The sequence below is a fragment of the Mucilaginibacter aquaedulcis genome (assembly GCF_030409325.1).
GTDB lineage: Bacteria > Bacteroidota > Bacteroidia > Sphingobacteriales > Sphingobacteriaceae > Mucilaginibacter > Mucilaginibacter aquaedulcis.
On record NZ_JAUFPR010000001.1, the window covers coordinates 492,478 to 515,406 of the forward strand.

The 22,929-nt window shown below is 39.9% G+C and carries 15 protein-coding genes; 7 read left to right on the plus strand and 8 right to left on the minus strand.

Features of this window, described 5'->3' with window-relative positions:
* Positions 1-95: 95 nt before the first annotated feature.
* Positions 96-1,265 (plus strand): galactokinase, encoded by a 1,170-nt coding sequence (locus QWZ01_RS01920; protein ID WP_290321525.1) that lies wholly within the window; start codon positions 96-98, stop codon positions 1,263-1,265.
* Positions 1,266-1,333: 68 nt separating this feature from the next.
* A complete protein-coding gene (locus QWZ01_RS01925; protein WP_290321526.1) occupies positions 1,334-1,864 on the plus strand; it encodes an RNA methyltransferase in 531 nt (176 codons plus the stop codon).
* On the opposite strand, the gene QWZ01_RS01930 is transcribed toward QWZ01_RS01925, so the two are convergent.
* A complete protein-coding gene (locus QWZ01_RS01930) occupies positions 1,861-2,541 on the minus strand; it encodes a GNAT family N-acetyltransferase (RefSeq protein ID WP_290321527.1) in 681 nt (226 codons plus the stop codon). The genes QWZ01_RS01925 and QWZ01_RS01930 overlap by 4 nt on opposite strands.
* 123 nt (positions 2,542-2,664) lie before the next feature.
* On the opposite strand from QWZ01_RS01930, the gene QWZ01_RS01935 reads away from it, so the two are divergent.
* Entirely contained in the window at positions 2,665-3,336 is a 672-nt protein-coding gene (locus QWZ01_RS01935) for a YdeI/OmpD-associated family protein (protein ID WP_290321528.1), read from the plus strand.
* A gap of 188 nt (positions 3,337-3,524) precedes the next feature.
* On the opposite strand, the gene QWZ01_RS01940 is transcribed toward QWZ01_RS01935, so the two are convergent.
* Positions 3,525-6,095 (minus strand): phosphoenolpyruvate carboxylase, encoded by a 2,571-nt coding sequence (locus QWZ01_RS01940; RefSeq protein ID WP_290321529.1) that lies wholly within the window; start codon positions 6,093-6,095, stop codon positions 3,525-3,527.
* A 298-nt stretch (positions 6,096-6,393) separates the two neighbouring features.
* Here QWZ01_RS01940 and QWZ01_RS01945 point away from each other — a divergent pair, with 298 nt between their 5' ends.
* Positions 6,394-8,541, plus strand: coding sequence for an FUSC family protein (locus QWZ01_RS01945; RefSeq protein ID WP_290321530.1), 2,148 nt, complete (start codon positions 6,394-6,396; stop codon positions 8,539-8,541).
* Between the two features lie 605 nt (positions 8,542-9,146).
* On the opposite strand, the gene QWZ01_RS01950 is transcribed toward QWZ01_RS01945, so the two are convergent.
* From QWZ01_RS01950 to QWZ01_RS01975, 6 genes are all read right to left on the minus strand, one after another.
* A complete protein-coding gene (locus tag QWZ01_RS01950) occupies positions 9,147-10,634 on the minus strand; it encodes a SusD/RagB family nutrient-binding outer membrane lipoprotein (RefSeq protein ID WP_290321531.1) in 1,488 nt (495 codons plus the stop codon).
* Between the two features lie 18 nt (positions 10,635-10,652).
* Positions 10,653-13,898 (minus strand): SusC/RagA family TonB-linked outer membrane protein, encoded by a 3,246-nt coding sequence (locus QWZ01_RS01955; RefSeq protein ID WP_290321532.1) that lies wholly within the window; start codon positions 13,896-13,898, stop codon positions 10,653-10,655.
* Between the two features lie 598 nt (positions 13,899-14,496).
* A complete protein-coding gene (locus QWZ01_RS01960) occupies positions 14,497-15,363 on the minus strand; it encodes a helix-turn-helix transcriptional regulator (protein WP_290321533.1) in 867 nt (288 codons plus the stop codon).
* 662 nt (positions 15,364-16,025) lie between these two features.
* The gene (locus tag QWZ01_RS01965) at positions 16,026-16,652 is read right to left on the minus strand and encodes a response regulator transcription factor (RefSeq protein ID WP_290321534.1); all 627 of its coding nucleotides are present in this window, start codon (positions 16,650-16,652) and stop codon (positions 16,026-16,028) included.
* A gap of 13 nt (positions 16,653-16,665) precedes the next feature.
* Positions 16,666-19,584, minus strand: a complete 2,919-nt coding sequence (locus tag QWZ01_RS01970; RefSeq protein ID WP_290321535.1) for a ligand-binding sensor domain-containing protein — start codon at positions 19,582-19,584, stop codon at positions 16,666-16,668.
* 184 nt (positions 19,585-19,768) lie between these two features.
* On the minus strand, positions 19,769-20,251 hold the full coding sequence (locus QWZ01_RS01975; protein ID WP_290321536.1) for a hypothetical protein: 483 nt from the start codon (positions 20,249-20,251) through the stop codon (positions 19,769-19,771).
* Positions 20,252-20,493: 242 nt separating this feature from the next.
* On the opposite strand from QWZ01_RS01975, the gene QWZ01_RS01980 reads away from it, so the two are divergent.
* From QWZ01_RS01980 to QWZ01_RS01990, 3 genes are all read left to right on the plus strand, one after another.
* Positions 20,494-21,444 (plus strand): aldo/keto reductase, encoded by a 951-nt coding sequence (locus QWZ01_RS01980; protein ID WP_290321537.1) that lies wholly within the window; start codon positions 20,494-20,496, stop codon positions 21,442-21,444.
* A gap of 104 nt (positions 21,445-21,548) precedes the next feature.
* A complete protein-coding gene (locus QWZ01_RS01985; protein ID WP_290321538.1) occupies positions 21,549-22,433 on the plus strand; it encodes an AraC family transcriptional regulator in 885 nt (294 codons plus the stop codon).
* A complete protein-coding gene (locus QWZ01_RS01990) occupies positions 22,423-22,830 on the plus strand; it encodes a DUF983 domain-containing protein (RefSeq protein WP_290321539.1) in 408 nt (135 codons plus the stop codon). The genes QWZ01_RS01985 and QWZ01_RS01990 overlap by 11 nt, the downstream gene beginning before the upstream one ends.
* The last annotated feature ends 99 nt before the right edge of the window (positions 22,831-22,929 follow it).

Genomic DNA, 22,929 nt, shown 5'->3' on the forward strand with positions numbered 1-22,929 from the left:
CACTGCCGTAAAGACTTTTTTACAATTAAAAATTATTTTATAAATGTAAACTTGACAATTTTTGCAATATTTGTTTTTCCAAATTGCAAACCTGAATGATGAAGTATAACCTACAACAGGAATTTTATAAACTTTATAAAAAAGAGGCCGATAACGCTTACTTTTCTCCCGGACGCGTAAACCTTATTGGCGAACACATTGATTACAACGGCGGGCTGGTTATGCCATGCGCCATTACATTTGGCACCTATCTCCTGGTATCGCCAAATGAAGATGGGATTTTCCGTTTCAGCAGTTTAAATTTTGAGGACAAATATGAGGTGCCTTTGCAGCAACATTATCAAAAAAATGGCAATGGCTGGTTTAACTTTCCTATTGGCGTAATTGAACATTTTTTAAAGGATGGCCACGAGCTTGGTGGTTTGGATATGCTTTACTTTGGCGATATTCCTATTAGCTCGGGCTTATCATCATCAGCATCAATTGAGGTAGTTACCGCTTATGCCCTGAATGATCTGTTTAGCGCAGGTTACAGCAAGCTTGATCTTGTTAAACTTTCAAAATCGGTAGAAAACAACTTTATAGGGGTTAATTCCGGTATTATGGATCAGTTTGCCGTTACCTTCGGCGAAAAAAATAAAGCCTTGATGCTTAACTGCGACACACTGGATTACCAGGCGGTTGACAGTAACCTTGGCGAATACGTACTGGCCATCATTAACACCAACAAACCCCGCCAGCTGGCCGAATCAAAATATAACGAACGTGTGCAGGAATGCAAGGAAGCCCTCACAGCCTTACAACAGGAGTTGAATATCAACCACCTGTGCGATATTGATTCTGCCTCTTTTGAAAAACATCAGCACCTGATAACCAACCCTGTTGTATTAAAACGCGCTAAACACGTGATTGAAGAAAACGACCGGGTAAAATTAGCCGCCAAAGCCCTGGCAGGTAATAATCTTGACAAATTTGGCCGCCTGATGTATGCATCACATGATTCGCTGCGCGATCTTTACGAAGTAAGCGGTGCAGAATTAGACGCCGTTGTTGAATACAGCCAAACGAACCCCAACGTAGCCGGTGCCCGTATGACGGGAGCAGGATTTGGCGGTTGTGCCATAGCCCTTGTTAAAGGCGATACTTTTGACGAATACAGCAAGGCCGTAACCGAATATTATACAAGCAAAATTGGCTACGCGCCATCTGTTTACAGCTCATCAATTGGCAATGGAGTTGGTTTATTAAGCGTAGCCGTAAATTAAACGCTTTTTGATACTTTTGCGCTTTAGAGTCCATGGTCTATAGTCCATGGACCATGGACTTAACAGATATGCGCAAATTAAAGTTAGATGAGCTGAACCGGGCCTCGGTTGATGAATTTAAATTACAGAACAAACTTCCCGTTGCTGTGGTACTTGACAACGTACGCAGTATGCACAATATCGGCTCCATATTCCGCACATCTGATGGTTTCGCGGTTGAGCAGATATGCCTTTGCGGAATAACCGCCCAGCCTCCTCATCGCGAAATTGAGAAAACAGCCCTCGGCGCTACACAATCTGTTAACTGGACTTATTACGAAACCCCGTTAAAAGCCGTTGAACAGTTGCGCAAAGATGGTTACCGCATTATTGCTATTGAGCAGGCCGAAAACAGCACTATGCTCAATGAGTTTGCTCTTGCACCAAACGAAAAATACGCGTTGATATTTGGCAATGAAGTAAACGGTGTGAGCGATGAGGTAATGCAAAACATTGATGCCTGTATTGAGATACCCCAGTTTGGCACCAAACATTCTTTCAATATTGTAGTATCAGCCGGTATTGTGCTTTGGGATTTCTTTGCTAAAATGGCAATTTAATCCTTTTTAATAATATAAAAAGACATCTCTTTCCGCTTTACAAATCCAAGTCTTTCATATACCTGAATAGCCCGCTCATTGTCGGCTTTCACGTGCAGGAAAGGGATCTGGCCTGCCATTTTTATCCGGTTGATATGAAACAACAGTAACTGGCTGGCATAGCCCCTGCCCAGGTAATCAGGATGGGTACAAACAGCGCTGATCTCCGCATAAGGAACAGGATTCATACGCTGACCAGCCATGGCTACCAATTTATCTCCGTCAAATATCCCAACGTAATGACCAAATTCCATAGTCCGTTCAGCAAAAGGGCCGGGGTTGGTCAGCTTGGTTAAGGCCAGCATCTGCGGTACATGTTCTTTATCCAGCGAAATAAATTCTTCCTTTATTTGCCCCACATCAGTTAATCCCTCATAAACCATCTGCAAAACCTTCAATGGCTGAACAACTTGCCAGGGAGCAGGAAAAACAATATCATACGGTGCCACAAACCCAAAATACCCGGCAAATGGAATAGCTGTATTTAAAGCGTTAAAATTATCATCAGATATAGATTCGATACCCACAAACGGCGACACCTCCGGCGACAAATACCTGGCTGTTGACTCACCATTCGCCAGTGCCTTATTACCTGTGATCAGGGCGTTCCAAACAGGGTTATCAAGTATATGTTCCATTAAAATACGGTATAAACTATTAGGGGTACCGCCGGTAAAGCTATGAAAAAAGCTACCGGATAAACATTGCCCTTTGTCATTCTATTTTAATTTAAACTTTTAAATTAGTCCTTACATTTCCTAATGACCATTACTATGAACGCGCTTGCCAAAAAGTTTTTGATCAAACCCAGTTCGCGCTGGCTGCTTTTTAATGCTCCTGCCAATTACCAGGATAGCTTAATGCCTTTGCCAGATAATGTTGAAATAGTGTTTAATGCGGACGGTGTTTTTAACGGCATACAACTATTTGTTACCGATAGTACTGCCCTGGCAGCTGATCTTCAAATAATTTCTCCCTTATTGAAGGATGATACAGTTTTCTGGGTCATTTATCCCAAGAAAAACTCAGGTATCAAAACCGATCTGGAAATGATGGGAAGTTGGGATGCTGCCACCCAATATGGATTACGGCCAGTAGCTTCTGCCGCGGTGAACGAGGTGTGGACAGCCCTGCGTTTCCGTGCCATAGAAAAGGTTAAGGTTTCTGAAGGCCGTAATGATGCGGTAAGGAATAATGAATACAGCGCATTTATTGATGTAGATAATAAAATTGTAACGCTGCCGCCTGATGTAAAAACAGCACTTGAACAGCATCCTGAAGCACTGGCCTGGTTTCAGCAATTGGCCTATAGCCATAAGAAAGAATATGTATTATGGATACTGAGTGCCAAGCAGGAAAAAACACGTTTGGATAGGTTGACCAAAATGGTTGCCATGCTGGACAGTAAAAAGAAAAATCCTTCGGATAAGTAATATTTTTATTGAAAAAAATTACTCTATTAATGTCATCTCGAACGAGGCACGAGGAGAGATCTTATGCGCCGTAAAAGTCAATTGTATAAGATTTCTCGCTATCGCTCGAAATGACAACGTGTCAAAAAATAAGCCTTACGAAGTTTTAAAAACTTCGTAAGGCTATAAAGAAAAGGCTATTAAGAAACTTATGCCAGGTTACGGCCGGCGTTCACAATACCGTAAACGGTTCTGATCACCAGTTTATCATATATCTCGGTAAGCTCGTTATCCTTGCTGTTATTAAGGCATTGTAAGGCATAATGCTGAATGATCACCAATGGCAACACGATCTTTTCGCGTATGGCTATTGAACGGCGCTCAACCGGGTATTCTTCCATAAGCACGGTACTGCCGGTTAAATCAAGCAGCATCTCACGGGTAAGTTCAAATTCGTTTTTGAGCGTTTTCCAGAAAGGCCCAAACTTTTCATCCTTTTCCAGGTAAGCTGTAACCCTGAAATCAGACTTCGACATTGACATGGCGCAGTTATCCAACATAGTTTTAAAGAAACCCGATGTTCTGTACAGTTCTTTTATTTCGAGCCAGTTACCATCATCCTTCATCTTTTTGAGGGAAGTTCCTACCCCGTAAAAACCAGGGATACTTTGTTTAAGCTGGCTCCATGAAGTTACAAAACTAATTGCCCGCAGATCTTCCAATTTCAAAGGCGCACCGGCATTTCTTTTAGTAGGCCTGCTGCTGATGTTGATCCGCGACAATAATTTAAGCGGACTGAATTTTTCCAGGTATTCCACAAATAAAGGATGCGCACGCAGATCCATGAATAATTTATAGCTTTCATTAGCCATCTCAGATATCAGGGCCTTGTGCCTGTTATCTAACAGATCGTTATGATTTGGGTGCAATGCCGATATAATACCCGCGTTGATCAGCTGCTCCATATTGAAGCGGGCCGTTTCAACCGAGCCATACTGCGAACTTACAGTTTGCCCTTGTATGGTTAACTGAATGTGCTCATTGGCTATCTCATTACCCATAGAGGCATAAAAACGGTGAGTTTTGCCTCCGCCACGAGCCGGTGGGCCTCCCCTACCATCAAAAAACGCCAGGCTTACGCCATATTTACGCGCTATAGCTGTTAACTCAACCTTAGCCTTGTAGATAGACCAGTTGGCCATCAGGTAACCTCCATCTTTGGTACTGTCAGAAAAACCAAGCATAATGGTTTGCCTGTTACCACGTTTTTTCAGATGTTCGGCGTAATATGGATGGGTATAAAGCTGCTCCATGATCTCACCGGCACGGGTTAAATCGTTCACGGTTTCAAACAACGGCATAAAATCAACACTCAGGCTGTCTTTTTTCCAGCCGCTCCATAAAAACAGGTCGATAAGTTGTAATATATCAGATGCCTGCTGACAGTTGCTGATAATAAACCGCTGACAAGCCTTTTCGCCATTGCTTTGCTGAATTTCCTGCATCAGCCTGATGGTGTTCAGGGTGTCCTTGGTCATGTCATCAGCATCTTCAGGGCAGTGGAAGTCGGCTTCATTAAAGCTTATCTGCTTTAATTTTTCTTCTTCTTCCAAACCTGTATAGCCTTTAACGGTACCGGTTTTAATATTTTTCAGGCAGTAATCAAACACGCTGCGCAAAACGCGGCTATCCTGCCTTATATCAAGCGTAGCAAAATAACAGCCAAACAAACGCACCTTTTTTATCAGGTTTTCAACCGGCTCAACAAATAAGCCGCCATGATCGCTTACAATAGTTTGTTTGATGGATTGCAATAAGCTTAACAGCTCACCCTGCAGGTTTTTAGTATCAGGGTGCTCATTGGCATTTTTATATATGATTTTCTCAAGTTTAGCCATAGCCTTTTCAACCCCTCTGAAGGTGATACGGCGTTTAAGTACCCTGAAATCGCGGTAATAGCACCTGAATAAACGCTGCCTTAAAAAGCTGGCTACATCCTTAGTGGTTTGGGTATTTACATTAGGGTTACCGTCCCTGTCGCCACCCGGCCAAAAGCCAAGTTCAAGCACCTGGTTGGTAACGTCAACATCAAACTCATCCTCCAACGTTGATTGTATGCCCGAAACGGCATGGTAAAAAATATTCTCTAAGAACCATGACAAGCTAACGGCCTCATCAACCGGTGTAGGCGAGGTTTTATTAAAGAAAGGGGTTTTGCCCAGTTGTTGTAATAATTCATCAATGCTGTTAATATCATTAACCTTAACAGCCTCTATCAGATCGGTCATGATACCTAACACCGTGCCCGGATAAAATTGGGTTGGGTGAGCAGTAAGTACCAGTCTTAATGAGAAATCTTTCAGTTTTTCGCTGATCTTATTTCGTGTTTCATCACTGATCGCAGCTTGTTGCAGCAAGCTTTGCAGGGTGCCCGAATCATCAAATTTGCCTAACTTATTGAAAGAGGAATCTTCAATGGCATCAAACAAAACTACTTGCCTTTCAATATACTGGATAAACCTGAACATGCGGTTTATCTGCTCCCTATGATCAATATCCGGTACGTACTTTTTGAAAAAGCTTTCAATAATATCAGTTGGAGATGCTTGCATAGCGGCACCCTTTTCGCAGTGCGAGCTAAAAAACGGCAGTAAAATACCGGTGTCTTTTACCTGGTAAAAAGGTAATGTTTGAAATAAACTGTTATATAACTCAAACCTGGTTACAACCTCATTATTAAAAGTTGTTTCGCGCTGACTGAGTTTTAAAGTTAATGACATAGTACAAATTAATTGGTCGTGAAAATTGATGAATACAGGCTGATATCCATTACCGGGGTGAATTTAATTATCTAAAATTAAATTTTCGCAAAAAATGACTAATTAATAACGGTTTTATGTTATTTATATCATATTTATTAAAATAGGCCTCAAAGATTTAATTTTTGTAAATTTACAGCTCTATTTCGGCCCCAAAAAAGCGTTTAATGAAAGAACCCAAAATTTAGTCAGGAAAAAGGAATTTTATAACTTGCCCATAATTGCTAAACCGCGATAAAACACAATTAATTTTATTTTGATGAATATTAATACCAGGGAGATAAAAAGCTTTTTTTACAGCCAGTATTTTTCTGACGGCTTGCGTATGTCTATTGGGATACTGATCCCCTCCATGGTATTGATGCAATTTAACCAGTTTGAGCTGGGCCTTACCCTTTCATTAGGTTCTCTTTGTATCTGTGTTATTGATAACCCCGGCCCTGCAACACATAAACGCAACTCCATGGCGGTAGGTAACCTATGCCTTTTTTTGGTTGCGGTGATCACCGGCTTTGCAAGACTTAACATTTACACGCTGGGTTTGGAGATCACGCTGTTCTCGTTCCTGTTTTCTATGTTCACGGTTTATGGTAACCGGGCTGCATCGGTGGGTACATCATCCCTGCTCATTATGATATTTATGATGGATAAGGCCTTACCCCCAAGCGGCGTTGTTGCTTACAGTGCTACCATTTTGGCGGGTGGCATATGGTATATGCTTTTCAGCCTGATATTTTTCAGTATAAGGCCCTACAGGGCTGCCCAGCAAACCCTGGGTGAAAGCGTATCAGACATAGCCAAATTTTTGAGGATAAAGGCCGATTTTTATATTCCTGAAAAAGACATTGATGAAAGTTATCGCAAACTGGTATCGCAGCAAATTTATGTAAGCCAGCACCAGGACGCCGTGCGCGAGCTGCTGTTTAAAAGTCGCCTGCTGGTAAAGGAATCAACGGCGGGCAGCCGGATACTGGTACTTACTTTTGTTGACCTGGTTGATATGTATGAGCAGATTTTAGCTACACATTATGATTATGGCTACATACGGGAGAAGTACAAAGATACAGGCATACTTCATGAGGTGGCCCGGATACTGCACCACATGGCTGATGAGGTTGACGACATTGCCTACATCGTACTTTCCAATACCCGCAAAAGGCATATCACCGATTTTAATGCAGAGCTGGAAAAGCTGAAATCAAAGATTGATGCCATTGATAAAAATGATCAGGAAACCAGCAACCTGGTGCTTAAAAAGATACTGGTTAACCTGCGTACACTGGGCGAAAGTATCAACAATATATATAACTATCACAAATCAAAAACCACCCCGAAATCAACCGAATTACGCGGCGATGTGGAGTACACCCAGTTTGTTACCCATCAGGATTATGCGCCGCATATTTTCTTTGATAACTTCAGTTGGGGTTCTGGCGCGTTTAAACACGCATTAAGGGTATCGCTGGTTTGTTTGATAGGCTTTGTAACGGCCAAAACAGTATCATTAGGGCATCATAGCTATTGGGTGCTGCTAACTATCATCGTGATCCTGAAACCTGGTTTCAGCCTCTCCAAACAACGTAATTACCACAGGCTCATTGGCACTATATGCGGCGGGGTTATCGGTATACTCATATTGAACTTTATTCCCGATACCACGGCTCAGTTTGTTTTCCTGATCATATTCATGCTGGGCAGCTATAGCTTTTCGAGATTAAACTATGTGGTGAGTGTAATTTTCACCACTCCTTATGTACTTATACTGTTTAAGCTATTAGGCGTGGGCCTGCTTAATGTGGCGCAGGAACGTATAATTGACACCCTCATCGGCTCGTCTATAGCCTTTGTAGCAAGTTACGTTATATTCCCAACCTGGGAGTTTGAACTGATTCAGGAAACCCTGCGGGATGTTATTATAGCCAACATCAACTACCTGATCACCATAGCCGAAAGCTTATCTGGCCGGATAACAGGCACTACCATGTATAAACTTGCCCGGAAAGATGTATATGTTAAATCGGCCAATTTATCGGCCGCCTTTGAACGGATGACATCTGAACCTAAAAGCAAGCAGCGCAAGGTTAAGGATGTACACAAATTTGTGGTGCTGAATCATATCCTGTCATCATACATTGCAAACATAGCCTCGGGCCTGATGAAACGGGATATACAGCAACCCCATTCCGAAGCGCTTAAACTGGTAAAAAAAAGTATTACCGTATTAAATGAAAGCAACAAAAAGCTTCACGGAGAAAACATTGAATTTAACATAGGCAAAGCTCCGGGAGTTTCCGACAACGAAAAAACAGAGCTATCAATAGAAGATACGCTACTGAAAGAACAGCTGGGTTTTATTAATAAGATCAGCTATGATATTGCAAAAATTACTGATAATATTTTAGAATAATTCAACCTGTTGATCAACAGATCAAACAGCTTTGCTCATACTGAAATTTGCGATTTTGGTACACTTAACATTTTTACAGCACTTTTTTATACAATGCCTGGAGTTGTAACTTCTGTGCTTTTTGGCATCGCCGCTGTTTACACAAAAGGAATTAAAGAATAATCCGCCGGTAATGGCTAATAGAGTAAAAGTTTTCATGGTCAGATAGTCAGGTTTATATGTATTAGTATGACGTGTGGCTACTACAAAACGTTACAGCTTTTTTGCAAAAAGTGATTTTGGCATATTTCAAATAATCACCTCATAAAAACGGCTGCTATAAGCCATAAAAAAAAGTCAGTGACCTCGCGTTACTGACTTTTTTAATTAACTATTAACTGACCAAATATCTTAACAAAAACTATCTGGTATTACAAACATATGATGTATATCAAAAAACAGATATGTGAAAATCACCCATAATTTTCGGTGATAAAATTGTGACAAAGGTAAAAATCATGGATAGCGATGATAATCGGCAATTTTTCATGTATCAGAAACATGGGGCCAAAAAAAACAGGCTGTTCTTACGAACAGCCTGTTAAAATTAATATTGTAAAAATGAATTATTTAGTAGCCCACCAAACCGGGGTAATTGACGGAACCGTTCCCGGATAGTTCAGGTTAGATACAACTTCGGTATTAGGATATAAAAACCTTTGAGGTTTTAACCCGGGGGCCAAAGTAGATACCTTAGAAACCACCAGAAAAGTAGGGTAACCCGTTCTGCGATACTCTGTCCAGGCCTCAAATCCTTGTGTACCATTCATGGCAAAGTATTTTTGGGTGATAATGCGTTTAATTAAGGTATCTGTCACTACTCCTGTTATTTTTGCATCTTTAGCAGCAGCTATGTAATTTGCCGCATCTGTTGTTGTAAGACCGGTAGCTACAAAACTGGCATCAACCCCATTAGTAAATAAATCGTTAACATTTCCTGGTGCCAAACCACGGGCTGCTGCTTCAGCTTGTAAAAAGTAACTTTCAGAAGCCGAAATTAACTTAACAGGAGCCAGTGCTGAAGCCGATAATTGAGGGTTACCACCTACCAATGCTGTAGGTAAAGACACCTTTTTGTTAGGATTGGAAAGGTAACCTCCTTGAGGAATATAAGCTATGGTATCACCTCTCTTGGTAGTATCTGTTGGCACCTTATCATAAAATTTACGCAATCTCGGGTCATTGTTACCCAGCATTGACCTTACGGCGGTGGCACTCGCTACAAGATTTTGCGCTTTTCCAAGTACAGGTGATGCCATTTCATTATAAAGTGGATTTTCGTTGCCGCCGGTACTATTGTAAGCAATTGCAGCATCGATAGTTAAAAAAGCGGCATTTGACTGATATAGGGCTGCAATACCTGCCTGAGCCTTTGCCGCATCCTTACCGGATATGCGTAAATATGCCCTTAATTTCAATGTATTGGCAAATGCTATCCACTTGGTGGCATTTCCCTGAAAAATTATGTCCTGAGTGCCAATTGGGCTGGCAGTATTAGGCACCTGCAACAATGCAACACCTTTATCAATATAATTAAAAACACTATCGTAAACCGCCTGTTGCGGATCATACTTAGGGCTCCCGCTTGTTGCACCCTGCAAAGCCTGAGTAAGGGGAACATCGCCAAAGGCATCTGTAGCTACCTGAAAGGTATATGCTTTTAAAAGATAGGCAATACCTTTTACATCTGTACCGGCAGTGCTATTATTAATGATCAGTTGAGAGTTGATCAATGCGCTTTGGTAAATAATCCTCCACGGTACATCAAAAGAAGAATTGGTCAGCGAATACTGATCTGTAGATTTATATTGACTTGCAAAGGTACTTTGTGTCCAATATTGAGCATAGAAGCTACCTGTTACCTGAAAACTGTTACCTATCACCTGCCCTACTGCCGCTTCAACTGTGGGCAGTAATAAGTTAGGGGCGGCACTATCTGGATTATTTGGATTTTGATTTACGTCTAAGAATTTTTTGCAGCCCGTAAAACCAACCGTGATTGTAAGGAGCAAAAGGAAACATTTCTTAGGACTAAAAATATTATTTGTTCTCATGTTAATTGAGTGTTTTATTTAAAATGAAACCTTTACGTTAATTCCGTAATTACGTACAGATGGCTGAGCCGAAAAGTCAAAGCCCTGTGCATTTCCTGCTCCTGATGAATTGACTTCAGGATCAACAAATTTGTTCTCTTTCGAGGTCCACAGGAACAAGTTGTTTCCGTATAAACCTATGGTAAGCGCTCCAAACGGAGATCTTCCTAATTGCCTTTTAGTAAAGGTGTAAGAAAGAGCGGCCGAACGTAATTTAATATAAGTAGCATCAATAATATTAACACCTGTATTAGTACCACTGGTATACAGATCCTGCTTATTATAGGTTACATCAGTGTTTGGAACATATGTACCGTTTTGCAGGTAAGATGAATTAGGGAAAATTGCCCCTATCCTGACACCTCCTGTTTCTGCTGATGTACCATTGAAACCAATAATATCTTTTGTTCTGGAGTAAAGTTTACCACCTTGTTTGGTGTCAAATAACACATTTAAAGACAATTGTTTAAACCTGAAATTACTTCCCCATGATGCCTGATAATTAGGATTGTAACTGCCAAGGTATTGCGCTTTTGCAGTGGCCAGCGGTAAACCGGTTGATGCACCAACAACAGTACGACCCTGAGCATCTTTCTGATCAGTAACCGCGTAAAATTCGCCGTATGGTTTACCAACTGCCGCAACTATGCTCATGCCATTGAAACCACCAACAACAACCTGGTCAATTCCGGGAAGCAGAGAGATAACTTTACTGTTATTTTTTGTATAGGTTGCAAAAAGCTCCCAGGTTATATCATTTGTTTTAACCACTGTACCTCTTAAGCTCGCTTCAACACCTCTGTTTTGAATTTCACCGGCATTTACAACAGCAAAGCTATAACCTGTTGAATTTGGAACGGGTATGGCTAAAATTTGATTTTTTGATTTGTTTTTGTAGTAACTAAAGTCGGCTGATATTCTTCCATCTAAAAATCCTAACTCGGTACCAACCTCAAAAGATGATGTTTTTTCGGGTTTTAGTGTAGCATTACCAATTAAGTTACTGGCTTGCAATGCAGCTACGTTACCAAATGGAAAGGTGGTGTTACCAAAGCTGCCATTTACAACAGTACGGGCAAAAGTATTGGCAAGCTGATAAGGTTGAGTATCATTACCAACCTGGGCCCAGCTCGATCTTAATTTACCATAACTTATAACATTGTCAACACCTGTGCCTTTCAATAATTCAGAGAAAACAAATGATCCGCTTACACTTGGGTAAAAGAATGAGTTGTTTGCTACCGGCAAAGTAGATGACCAGTCATTTCTGGCAGTTGCTTCTAAAAAGATCAAAGATTTATACGATAGATTTAAATCGGCATATAAACCTACCAACCTTTGTTTTGTAATATTATCGGTAATAACATTTACCGGGCCATTACTATTAGCCAGATTATACCAGTCTGGTACTACAAGTCCATTTGATGTATTGGTAGATGTTTGGGTAGTATTAGTTTCTCTTTGACGAATGTTATTACCGATCATAAATGATCCGTTAAAATCCTCATTAAACTTATGGGAAGCAGTGATCATCAAATCATGAACAAACTCAGTTACATTAAACTGATCAATTTCATATGAACCATTGCTTGTTTGAAGATTGCCGGTTGCGTCATAATTGCCGGTTTCTGTATCAAGCGGTGTATTTTTATACTTAGGCGCTATAAATCTGCGTCGTTCCGAATAAGAATCTATACCAACCCTTTCAACAACATTAAGCCATGATAAAGGTTTATATCCTAAATTAACGTTTCCGGTAATACGGCTCAGGTCGTCGAGGTTTTTGTAATTCTGGATCACCCAATAAGGGTTAACCGTATACGCACCGTAATATCCATATGTGTTAGGGTGTGATACGCCATTACCATCAACATAACCACCAAAACTATTATACTTATTATTAAGATCCTTTAACTGAGTAATAGGAATATCCCTTGGCGTTTGCAAAAGGTTATTGTAAACAGAAGAGTTATTTTGTCCGCCGGCTATTTCGTTAGCGTTAGTCTTATTGTAATTAACGGAAATACCTGCTGAGAATTTGTTGCTAAAATTAGTGTTACCATTAAACCTTACCCCGTATTTATTGAATTTATCGCTATTTCCGGGTAATATACCGTTACTGTTTACGGCATTCAGGCCTAAGAAGAATGTTGATTTATCAGTACCTCCAGAAAAGGTGAGGTTATTATCAGCTGCGTATCCGGTGGTGAAAAAATCGCGGATATTATTTTTAATAGCCGAATAAGCCTTTGTTTGCTGAACACCATCAATTTCCTGACCCCATGGCTGAACTTTGCCGGTAAACGGAGCACCCCAGCTACCATTTTCTCTCGGATCATTAAAATAATTAGCGGTACCATCATCATTTATATCGGTGTAATACCCCTGCCCATATTCATTTTGAAAATCAGGCAATTTCAATATGGAAGAAAATGTGTTTTGCGAATTAAATGTTATGGCTGTTTTTTCCGCATTCTTATTTCCTGTTTTGGTGGTGATGATCAAGGCACCGTTAGATGCACGTGAACCATACAGAGCGGCTGCAGCCGGGCCCTTCAATACCGTAACCGAAGCAATATCATCAGGATTGATATCATTACCCCTGTTACCAAAGTCAATGCTTGATAAAGTACCGCCGCCAATAACACTTGAATTGTCAATAGGTAAACCATCAACAACAATCAGGGCTTGATTATTACCAGAAATTGATGAACCACCACGCAGTACTATACGTGAAGAACTACCGGGAGTTGATGAGGAGGAAGTAATATTTACACCTGCTACCCGGCCGGTTAACGCGCTTATTGCACTTGAGCTACCGCCCTGGGTTAATTCATCAGCCTTCACCGTTGGTGCCGAATAGCCCAGTGACCTTTTTTCCCTTACTATGGCATTGGCAGTTACAACAACTTCAGTTAATGCTTTAGCATCAGATACTAAGGAAACATCTATAGTAGTTTGTGTGCCAACAGTAATTATTTGTGTGGTATAGCCTATAAAAGAAAATACAAGTTTTGAACCCGCTGGTACATTTAGCGAGTATTTACCATTTGAATTGGTTTGCCCACCAGATGTGGTACCTTGTATCTTTACTGTTGCTCCGGGGATTGGTAAACCATCTTCCCTTGAAGTAACAGTACCGGTTATGGTTTTATTTTGTGCAAAGGCCATTGATGCCGAGCAAAAAAAACAAACCATAAAAATTCTAAGTAATTTATGCTTCATACTTTTTTAGATTGATTATTAGATATATTATTATACAGTACGTTTTAATTTTAACAAGAGTGAGATGCATGACTAAGGGGAAGCACCTTTGCTGGTTATAATACCCGTTAATTGGCTACAGCTTACCGAAGGCTTTAATAATTATGCCCCATGCTGTGCTTTAAAAACCATCTCTTATGGTTAATATTTTCTTATTGTTTAAAAATCACCAAGAACAAGCAGCTATTCTGTTATAATTTTACCGTCATAGCATACTAAACTGACGGGATGACCGATTAAAACGACTTGAGAATATCAATTGAAGGGGAATAATTGATATTTATTATTTACAAGCATATGTGGTTACGCTTGTATAAAAAATGGATATAAAATTTAAGTAGGTTTTTTTATCATAGAAATGTGTTTAATAGTTAATATAACACAGGCCAAGCTTTTAGCCTATTTTACTGATATCAAACACAATATTAACGTATGGGATTGTAGCCTGATATGCGAGAATCACCATTTTGATAATTCCGACACATTTGTGACACAGGCTTTTAGGATGGCCTCAAATATAGAATTTATTAATTTAAACTTAACAAGAATAAATAGCCGTTCAGGCTATTTGTCTGTATTTTAAAGGAGTAATTTTATAGTGGGTTTTAAACAACCGTATAAAAGAACTCGGGCATTCAAAACCAATTAAATTAACTACCTCGTTAATTGGGTATGATGTACTTTTTAACAGTAATTGAGCCCTCCTTAAACGCAACTGTATTAAAAACTGATGAGGAGTTAAATTAAACGCCTGCTTGAACGTGCGTAACAAGTGGTTTACGGATAAGCAGGAGTGCTCTGCAAGGTCTTCAAGGCTTATATTCTGATTGTAGTTACTGTACAGGTATTCTTTGGCCATGTTTAACCGGCGCAATATCTCTAACTTGGTATTCGGATTTAAAAAATGAAGCTTATCGGCTTTGTTAAATATCTCTTCATCATAAATGCTGAAATAATTAATTAGGCAATGGTGCAGGTATTCGTTGATCAATACTTCATCGTACATACCATCATCCAGATATTGCTTAAGGTGATATACATTGTATAGCATTTCGCCGGTAAGCGGATATATGGTTTCATCAAACTCCAAAAGCTGTTTTGCCTTAAAGGTATTTCTGCCAAATAAATGGCTGCCATTAAAAACCCAGCTATTTTTAAAGTCATTCAAAAACTGTTCGTCGAAATGGATACTGAATGATTGCACCGGAATATCCGAGTCGGTATCGGTTGAGAACTGGGTACCCCTGTTCAGTATTAAAAACGAATCGGGGTATATAGATAAATGCCGTCTGCCAATATCATACCTTTCATTACCGGCAAAAACAAACCGCAAACTAAAATCTGAACTGTATTGCAGGTTTTGGCCCTGGCTGCTTGTCCGGCTATATATTTTATTATTATTCCGCAAGGTTTTTGAATAATCCATAATATAATTTTTATTATTATGTTATTTTCTACCAACAAAAGCACATTCACCATCACGGTTATAAAACCCTGATATTAAGGCAGCTTGTCAGTTACTGGGGCCTACAGAAAATACGTCAATCATTTATGCAAATAGTAGTGATAAAGCAATGACTGTATTAACTATAATGTAAATTTGAAAGTATTATTATAAGCATTAATAAAAGTTCACATTAACTTCATAATGCTATAACACTTTAAAAACTACGGGATTGATCCCCAATATTATTTTACAATTATTGAGTTGATACTTGGTGTGAGTACAGTAGCCGGTCAGTTAAAACTTCTGTATATATCAAAGATAGGTTTATCTGATGGGTTACCTATCCCCCTATTTGGGGGATTTTATGTTGTTAGAAAAAATAAAACAATACACTTGTGCACAATAGCATCTCCCTTATTACATAAACAACTGATTATTAATAACTGGAAAATGAAAAACAGATAATAACGGTACATTTTTTCCTCCTTTTTATTTAAGAATTAAAGTAATTCAGTTTGTTCAATAGCTATGTAAGAAAATCATTTACAACAGCTTACTGACAAAAGTACCTGGGTGATTAACCTTAAAATAGTATAAATCGGAACAAAGGGGAGTTGTTCAATAGGGAGAACAAAATTATTTCAGATCAGTTTATTTTGTTTTGCCATTTTTATGGCATCGGCGCGTGAATTAACATCAAGCTTGTTATATATGTTTTTGATATGGCTGCGAACTGTTTCCAGATCTATAAACAATTCCTTAGCAATCTGGCTGCGACTTTTGCCCTCGCCAATAAGCTCCAGAATTTGTGTTTCGCGCTTTGACAAAGGCGACTCCTGGTTTTTCTGGAACGAGCGTATAACCAGCTTGGCTATGTTAATGCTCATGGGGCCTCCCCCTTCTTTCACTTCTTTTATTGATTCAATAATTTTTGCAGAGGGTGTATTTTTGGTAAGATAGCCCGATGCCCCATTACCTAACGCGTTAAATATTAGCTTTTCCGACTCATAAACCGTGAGTATGAGTATAAAACACTGCGGCAATATTTTTTTCAGTTTGGGTATGGCATCAATGCCGTTGGTGCCGGGTAACTCAATATCCAGTAATATCACATCAGGATGATCGGCACCTATCTTTTTTATGGCTTCATCAAATGAGCAGTAAGTACTTACAACCTCATACCCTTCTGTTGCGCCAATTAAATAGGCATAACCATTGCGTATAGTTTCATCATCTTCAATAATGGTTATTTTAATGTTACGATTCATAGTGTGTTTATAATTAAGCGGCAACGTTTTTTCTGAATCTTAATTCAACCAACGTTCCCTTTCCTTCTTCAGAAACAATAACAAGTTCGGCATTTATGCGTTTTGCCCTTGCTTTAATATTATTTAGTCCGTGCCCTTTGGGTGCATTATTCTTGTTGAACCCCTTACCATCATCACTAAGGCGCAGGTTTATTTCATGCCTGTCAAAATAGGCCCACTGCAGTATAACCTCTTTTGCATCGGCATGTTTAAGCACATTGTTTAGCAGTTCCTTGTATATCATGGTAATGTTACGGCTATACTCCATGGGTAGTTTAATCTGCTGCAGCGCTTCCTCTATCCCATCAAACGAAAAATTGGTTGGTACATCCTGAAAAAGCTCAATACCTATTCCCTTTATATGCATTAATGTTTCATATAAATTATCGCTCTTAGGGTCAAGTGCCCATAAAATATCTTTGGTACCGTTGTACAGGGCCGCCGCGTTCTGCTTAATCTGATCAACCAAACTATGCTGATCGGTTTTATGATGTTCTATTTTAGCATCCAAAATTTCGGAAAGTACAGATATGCGGGTTAGCTTATTACCGAGGTCATCATGAAAATCTTCGGCCGTTTGCTGCCGTATTTTTATTTTCTCTTCCTGTTTCATGGCTTCAATAACCTGCTGACGCTGTATTTTACTGTGATGCCATATATTTTGCAAGCCAAAGCCAATCAAAACAAAAAATAACACTGCCGAAATTTGAAAGGTAAGTGTTTGATAAAAAGGAGGTACAATTTCAAAACTAAAATTAGCCGTATTAGCCGAGATTTTGCCCTCGGGGCTTACAGATTTTACCTTAAACGTATATTTACCCGGTGGCAGCATAGGGTAATCAACAATGTTGTTTTTTACCGGTGAACAGAATGTACTATCAAGTCCCACCAGTTTATACCTGTATGATACCCCTTCCGGATTTTTTAAATATATCCCGGTAAATGATATAGATAAATGATTTTGCTTGTAATTAAGCTGTGCATTATTACTTAAATAAGTATAATTGGTATCTGCATTACGCCCCACATGCGGCATAAGCTTCACACTTTCAATCAGGATATGCGGCGGATAAAATGGCTGTGCCTTTGCCCTGGTATTGTAAACCATAACCGATTTGGTGGTGCCGACCCAAATTTGATGATCCCTGTACAGGATGGCGTTTTGATTGGTTTCAAAAATAGGTTCTTTGGTACCGGTGTTGTCAATTACCGAAAAACGCTGCGTAGCCTCATCAAACTGCATCCGGTTAACGCCGCGGCCGGTACCTATCCATATCTTACCCAAATCGTCGGCCATGATGCTGTATATAGCATTGGCCTTGAGGCCGTCACTTACCGAATATGCTTTCAGATGTCCGTTCTTTATATCCCAGGTGAATAAACCACTATCATCGGTACCAATAAGCATTAAGTTTTTATACCGGTACATGCAAAGTATAGCCGAGTTTTTAAGCAGCTTTTGGTTAGAGAAAGTGTTTACTATTTTCTTGTTCACCGCCAGTACAATACCGTTTTGCGTACCGATAAATACCGAATCGCGGCCGGTAGCTACAAGCGATGCCGAAAAATCTGTGCTTTTTTCCAAATGCTTAAGCTTCCCATCTTCATAGTAATAGCACCCCATTGAAGTAGCCAGCCATATCACCCCGTTACTATCGCCGGTAATGCAATGAAAAGCCACATCCTCGCTGCCTTTTACCTGCCTGAAACCGTTTTTATCATACTGCCATAAACCGGCCTGATCTGTACCTATCCAGATGGTTTTATTTTTATCGGTAAACAGGCATTGTACGCCCTTTAAGTATTGCGGAGTCACAGGCATGGCTACCTCTACTAACTTTTGCCCATCGTGCCGGATGAGGCCGCCACCGTCAATTCCTAATAGAATGTGGTTATTCCAGTCGGTGGTAATTGCCATGGCAATTTTTGAGTTGGGCATACCCTGCGAAATATCAAAAGTTACGTATTTGTTACCTTCGCACCGGTATACGCCGTTGCCCGCGCTTCCCAACCACAGGTTATTATCCGCATCGCAATATATATCGGCTATCGAATTATCACTCAGGCCATTTGATGAGTTATAATGTATTACTTCATCATCATTAAGTATACAATATGCACCATTATCTGTACCTATCCACAGGGCTTTATAGGCATCCTGCTCCAGGCTAAGCAGTTGCCCTTTTATGGTTGCCATTTGTTTTGGAGCAAATGGTAAAAGCTGGTTAGCAGCATTAATATAAAACAAGCCGTTCCAGGCCAGAACATATATTTTTTGCTTATCAAACTTGTCAAATAAAATTTTCCTTACCGGTACAGCCTCGTACTTGCCCGTAAATGGTGTGGATGATACCCATTTGTTACCGGCCAGGCTGTATAATCCCTTTTGGTAAACCGCTACATAAAGCCTGCCCTTATTTACTGCCAGTGCCGTCACCTTAAAACCGCTTACCGGTGTTACCAGCACCATATCATGACCCGAGATCCTGAACAGATCGCCCGACATTACTATCCAGATGGTTCCCTCGCCGTCCTGCGTTATGTTGGTTACAATGTTGTTTTTTTGAGCAGTGTCTGCCTTAAATGTTTCAATCTTATTGTTGTAAAGTACTGCCAGGCCGTTAAGCGTACCAAACCATGTACGGCCCTCTTTATCAACAAAGCCCGTTTTTACAAAGTTATTGGGCAAACCATCCTGCCGGTTATAACCCATAAAATCTTTACCATCAAAACGGCAGGCGCCTCCAAAAGTGCCAATCCAAAGGCGGTGTTCATTATCCATAAATAATTTATTCACCTGCGATTGTATCAACCCATTTTCAATATCATAGTGGGCAAAGGTGTATTTTTGCGCCAGCACAACTCCCCCCTGCATTAAACAAAGCATTATCATGCATGTAAATGCCCTTGTTATATATATAAGCCGCTTGTTCAATTACGCAAAATTAATAGCCCTAAGTATCAACACAATAAAATTCAAATTAAAGCTAAATAAAATAAAAAAAATCACCCTTTTGGGGTGATTCCTTTTTATGCGGGCAACTTGCCGGGAAGCCCAGCCAGCGTTGTATATAAGATCAGTTAGTGAAATCCTTTTTAGCAGTTACCGGCGCGTTGTTACCCGGTACCTCATTATCATCAAACATTTTGCAAACCTGTGTAATTTTCCATTGGGCATTATCGTCCTTTTCAACTATCAGGTAGTTATGCTGAATAGTATCGTGATAGCTAAAATCAACCCGGGCAATTACCATGGCATCACTTTTGGCAAGCACTTCGTAATTGCACTCGCAGTTTTGCTGTATGCCCGCATTGCTTTTCATGCTTTCAATCAGGCTTTCCTTATCTTGCTTGATAACCTTGTTACCGCGGGGTATTTTCATACTTGAGTTATCATCCATTATACTATTAAGCTTTTTATAATTGGAGTTCATGTGGCACTCCATAAAATCTTTGATCACGGTTTTAAAATCGCCGTCAGATTTAGGGCCCGTATAAGCATAGGTAGCTGTGGCGGATAATAAACTTATTATACAGGCCACTAAAAATTTCTTATTCATTGTGATATCTTTTTTATCAAATGTCACTATGGATATAAAATAAAAATATGTGTATAGCACTTTTAAAATATGCGTATAACACCAATTAATATTAGCATATCACCGCGGTTATCGTTTTTGCTATCTTATCTTAAACCTCTCGTAACATTCGCTTTACTTAGGCCATTAATTTCAAATAGCTGACAAACAAATGATACCTGCCATGGCTTTTATTATGAACTTAGATTTATAATTTAAACACTATGGAAAAACGTGAATTGGGTAACTCCGGCATAAGTACCGCCCCGCTTATTTTTGGCGGCAATGTATTTGGCTGGACTGTTAAAGGCAAGGATAACGCCCTTTTACTGGATGCATTTTTAGACGCCGGTTTTAATACCGTTGATACCGCCGACGTTTACTCGGCCTGGGTTACGGGTAATAAAGGCGGCGAATCTGAAATAGAAATAGGTAAATGGATCAAACAAAGCGGCAAGCGCGATAAGGTAATTATTGCCACCAAGGTAGGTGCCGAACTGGGTCCCGACAAAAAGGGACTTAAAAAAGATTATATTATTAAGGCCGCCGAAGACTCATTAAGCAGGCTGCAAACCGATTATATTGATCTGTACCAATCGCATTATGATGATGCCTCAACTCCGGTTGAAGAAACGCTGCGTGCTTACGATCAATTAATTAAAGATGGTAAGGTAAGGGCCATAGGCGCCTCCAATTTTTCTGTTGAAAGATTGCATGAATCGCTCAAGGTAAGCCGCGAAAAAGGATTAGCAGCCTACCAAACCCTACAACCCGAATATAATTTATTTGACCGCCAGCAATACGAAACTGTTTTTGAACCCTTTATAAGAGAGCAAAACATTGGCGTTATCAGCTATTTTTCGTTGGCAAGCGGCTTTTTGAGCGGCAAATACCGATCGGCTGCTGATTTGGAAGGCAGCAACAGGGCCGCTTTGGTGAAAAAATATTTAACGGAACGGGGCTTCAATATTTTAAATGCTTTGGATGATGTAGCCACTCAATATAGCGCTACACCATCAGCCATTGCTTTGGCCTGGCTAATTGCAAGGCCCGGAATAACAGCACCTATAGTGAGCGCGACAAATGTGGCCCAGCTTAATGAATTAACAAAGGCTGCTACGCTACAATTAAGTAATGAAGCTATTGAAACGCTTAATACCGCAAGTGCCTATTAATTGAACAGGCATTTTAATGGTACTATTCAATTATAATTGAATAGTACCATTAAAAACTAAAATAGTACCATTACAAGTGGTAATTTGGTGTGTAAATTTGTATCATGATACAAAACATACCACTAATTGATATTTGCTCCTTATCTGACATAGATCAGGACGATATACTTATCAGTCGTTTTGCACCATACCTCGATAGTCACAAAAACCTGTTTACTACCCATCGCCATTCCTTTTACCATTTGGTGTTATTTACAGAGGGCGCAGGTATACATACTATCGATTTTGAAAATTTTGAAGCCAAACCTGGTCAAATTTATTTTATGACACCCGGCCAGGTACACTCCTGGAGTTTTAATGGTCATACAGATGGATATATCATCAATTTTTCAACTTCATTTATACAATCGTTTTTATTGCAGCAAGGGTATTTAGATGGTTTTTCATTTTTCAGCGGTAACCTGACCGATGCTGTAATCAACCTGCCTGATGAAACTTATAATGCTGTAAAAAACTTGTTTGAAGCCATACTGACTGAGTATGAAACACCTGCCGCATCGGCCAGCGACATGATCAGGCTTTTAATGCTACAGATATTTATCAAAGTGAACAGGCTTTGTGTAAACCCGGTTTCGGGCGGTAACTCTTCCTACAATCAAACACTGCTCAAAAGCTTTAAAAATTTAATAGAAACACACTATACCGATATTAAGCTGCCTAAAGATTATGCAGCCATGCTGTACATTACCCCTAACCACCTCAACGCGGTTTGTAAGGACATTATGGGTATATCTGCCGGCGAGATGATCCGCAACAGGGTAATGCTTGAAGCAAAGCGTATGCTAACCAACCCTAAGCTTAGTATCAATGAAATATCACTCAAATTAAACTTTAGCGACAACTCCTATTTTACCAAGTTTTTCAAGAAACTGGAAGAAATTACCCCCGAAGAATTCAGAAAAAAATTAATATACGATCATGGAAAATAAACAATACAAATTAGCCGCCTGGCCTGCAATTGTACGCGCCAAATGTCCGCGCTGCAGGCGTGGTAACCTGTTTGCCAACAGCATGTACGGTTTTAAAGGCCAGGTAATGAACACCACCTGCTCACACTGTGGTTTAACATTTGAAAAAGAGCCAGGCTATTTTTATGTGGCTATGTTTGTGAGCTATGCCTTTAACGTAGCCGAAATGGTAACTATAGCTGTTGCCATCAGCGTGTTAACCGGCAGTAAAAATCCATGGTTGTATGTGTCAATAATATTAGCAGTGGCAGTAATACTGTCACCATTTAACTTCAGATACTCAAGGGTAATATTGCTGCACTGGCTAACCCCAGGCCTACATTACCGCCCCGAATTGAGCCAGGACAAAATTAACTGATCTTTTTGTTTCTTTTTGATGATGATGATGAACGTTTGCGGTATAAAAGCCGCAAGCGTTTTTTTGTGATCATGGTTAAACCTTGATTTGCGCTTTCGG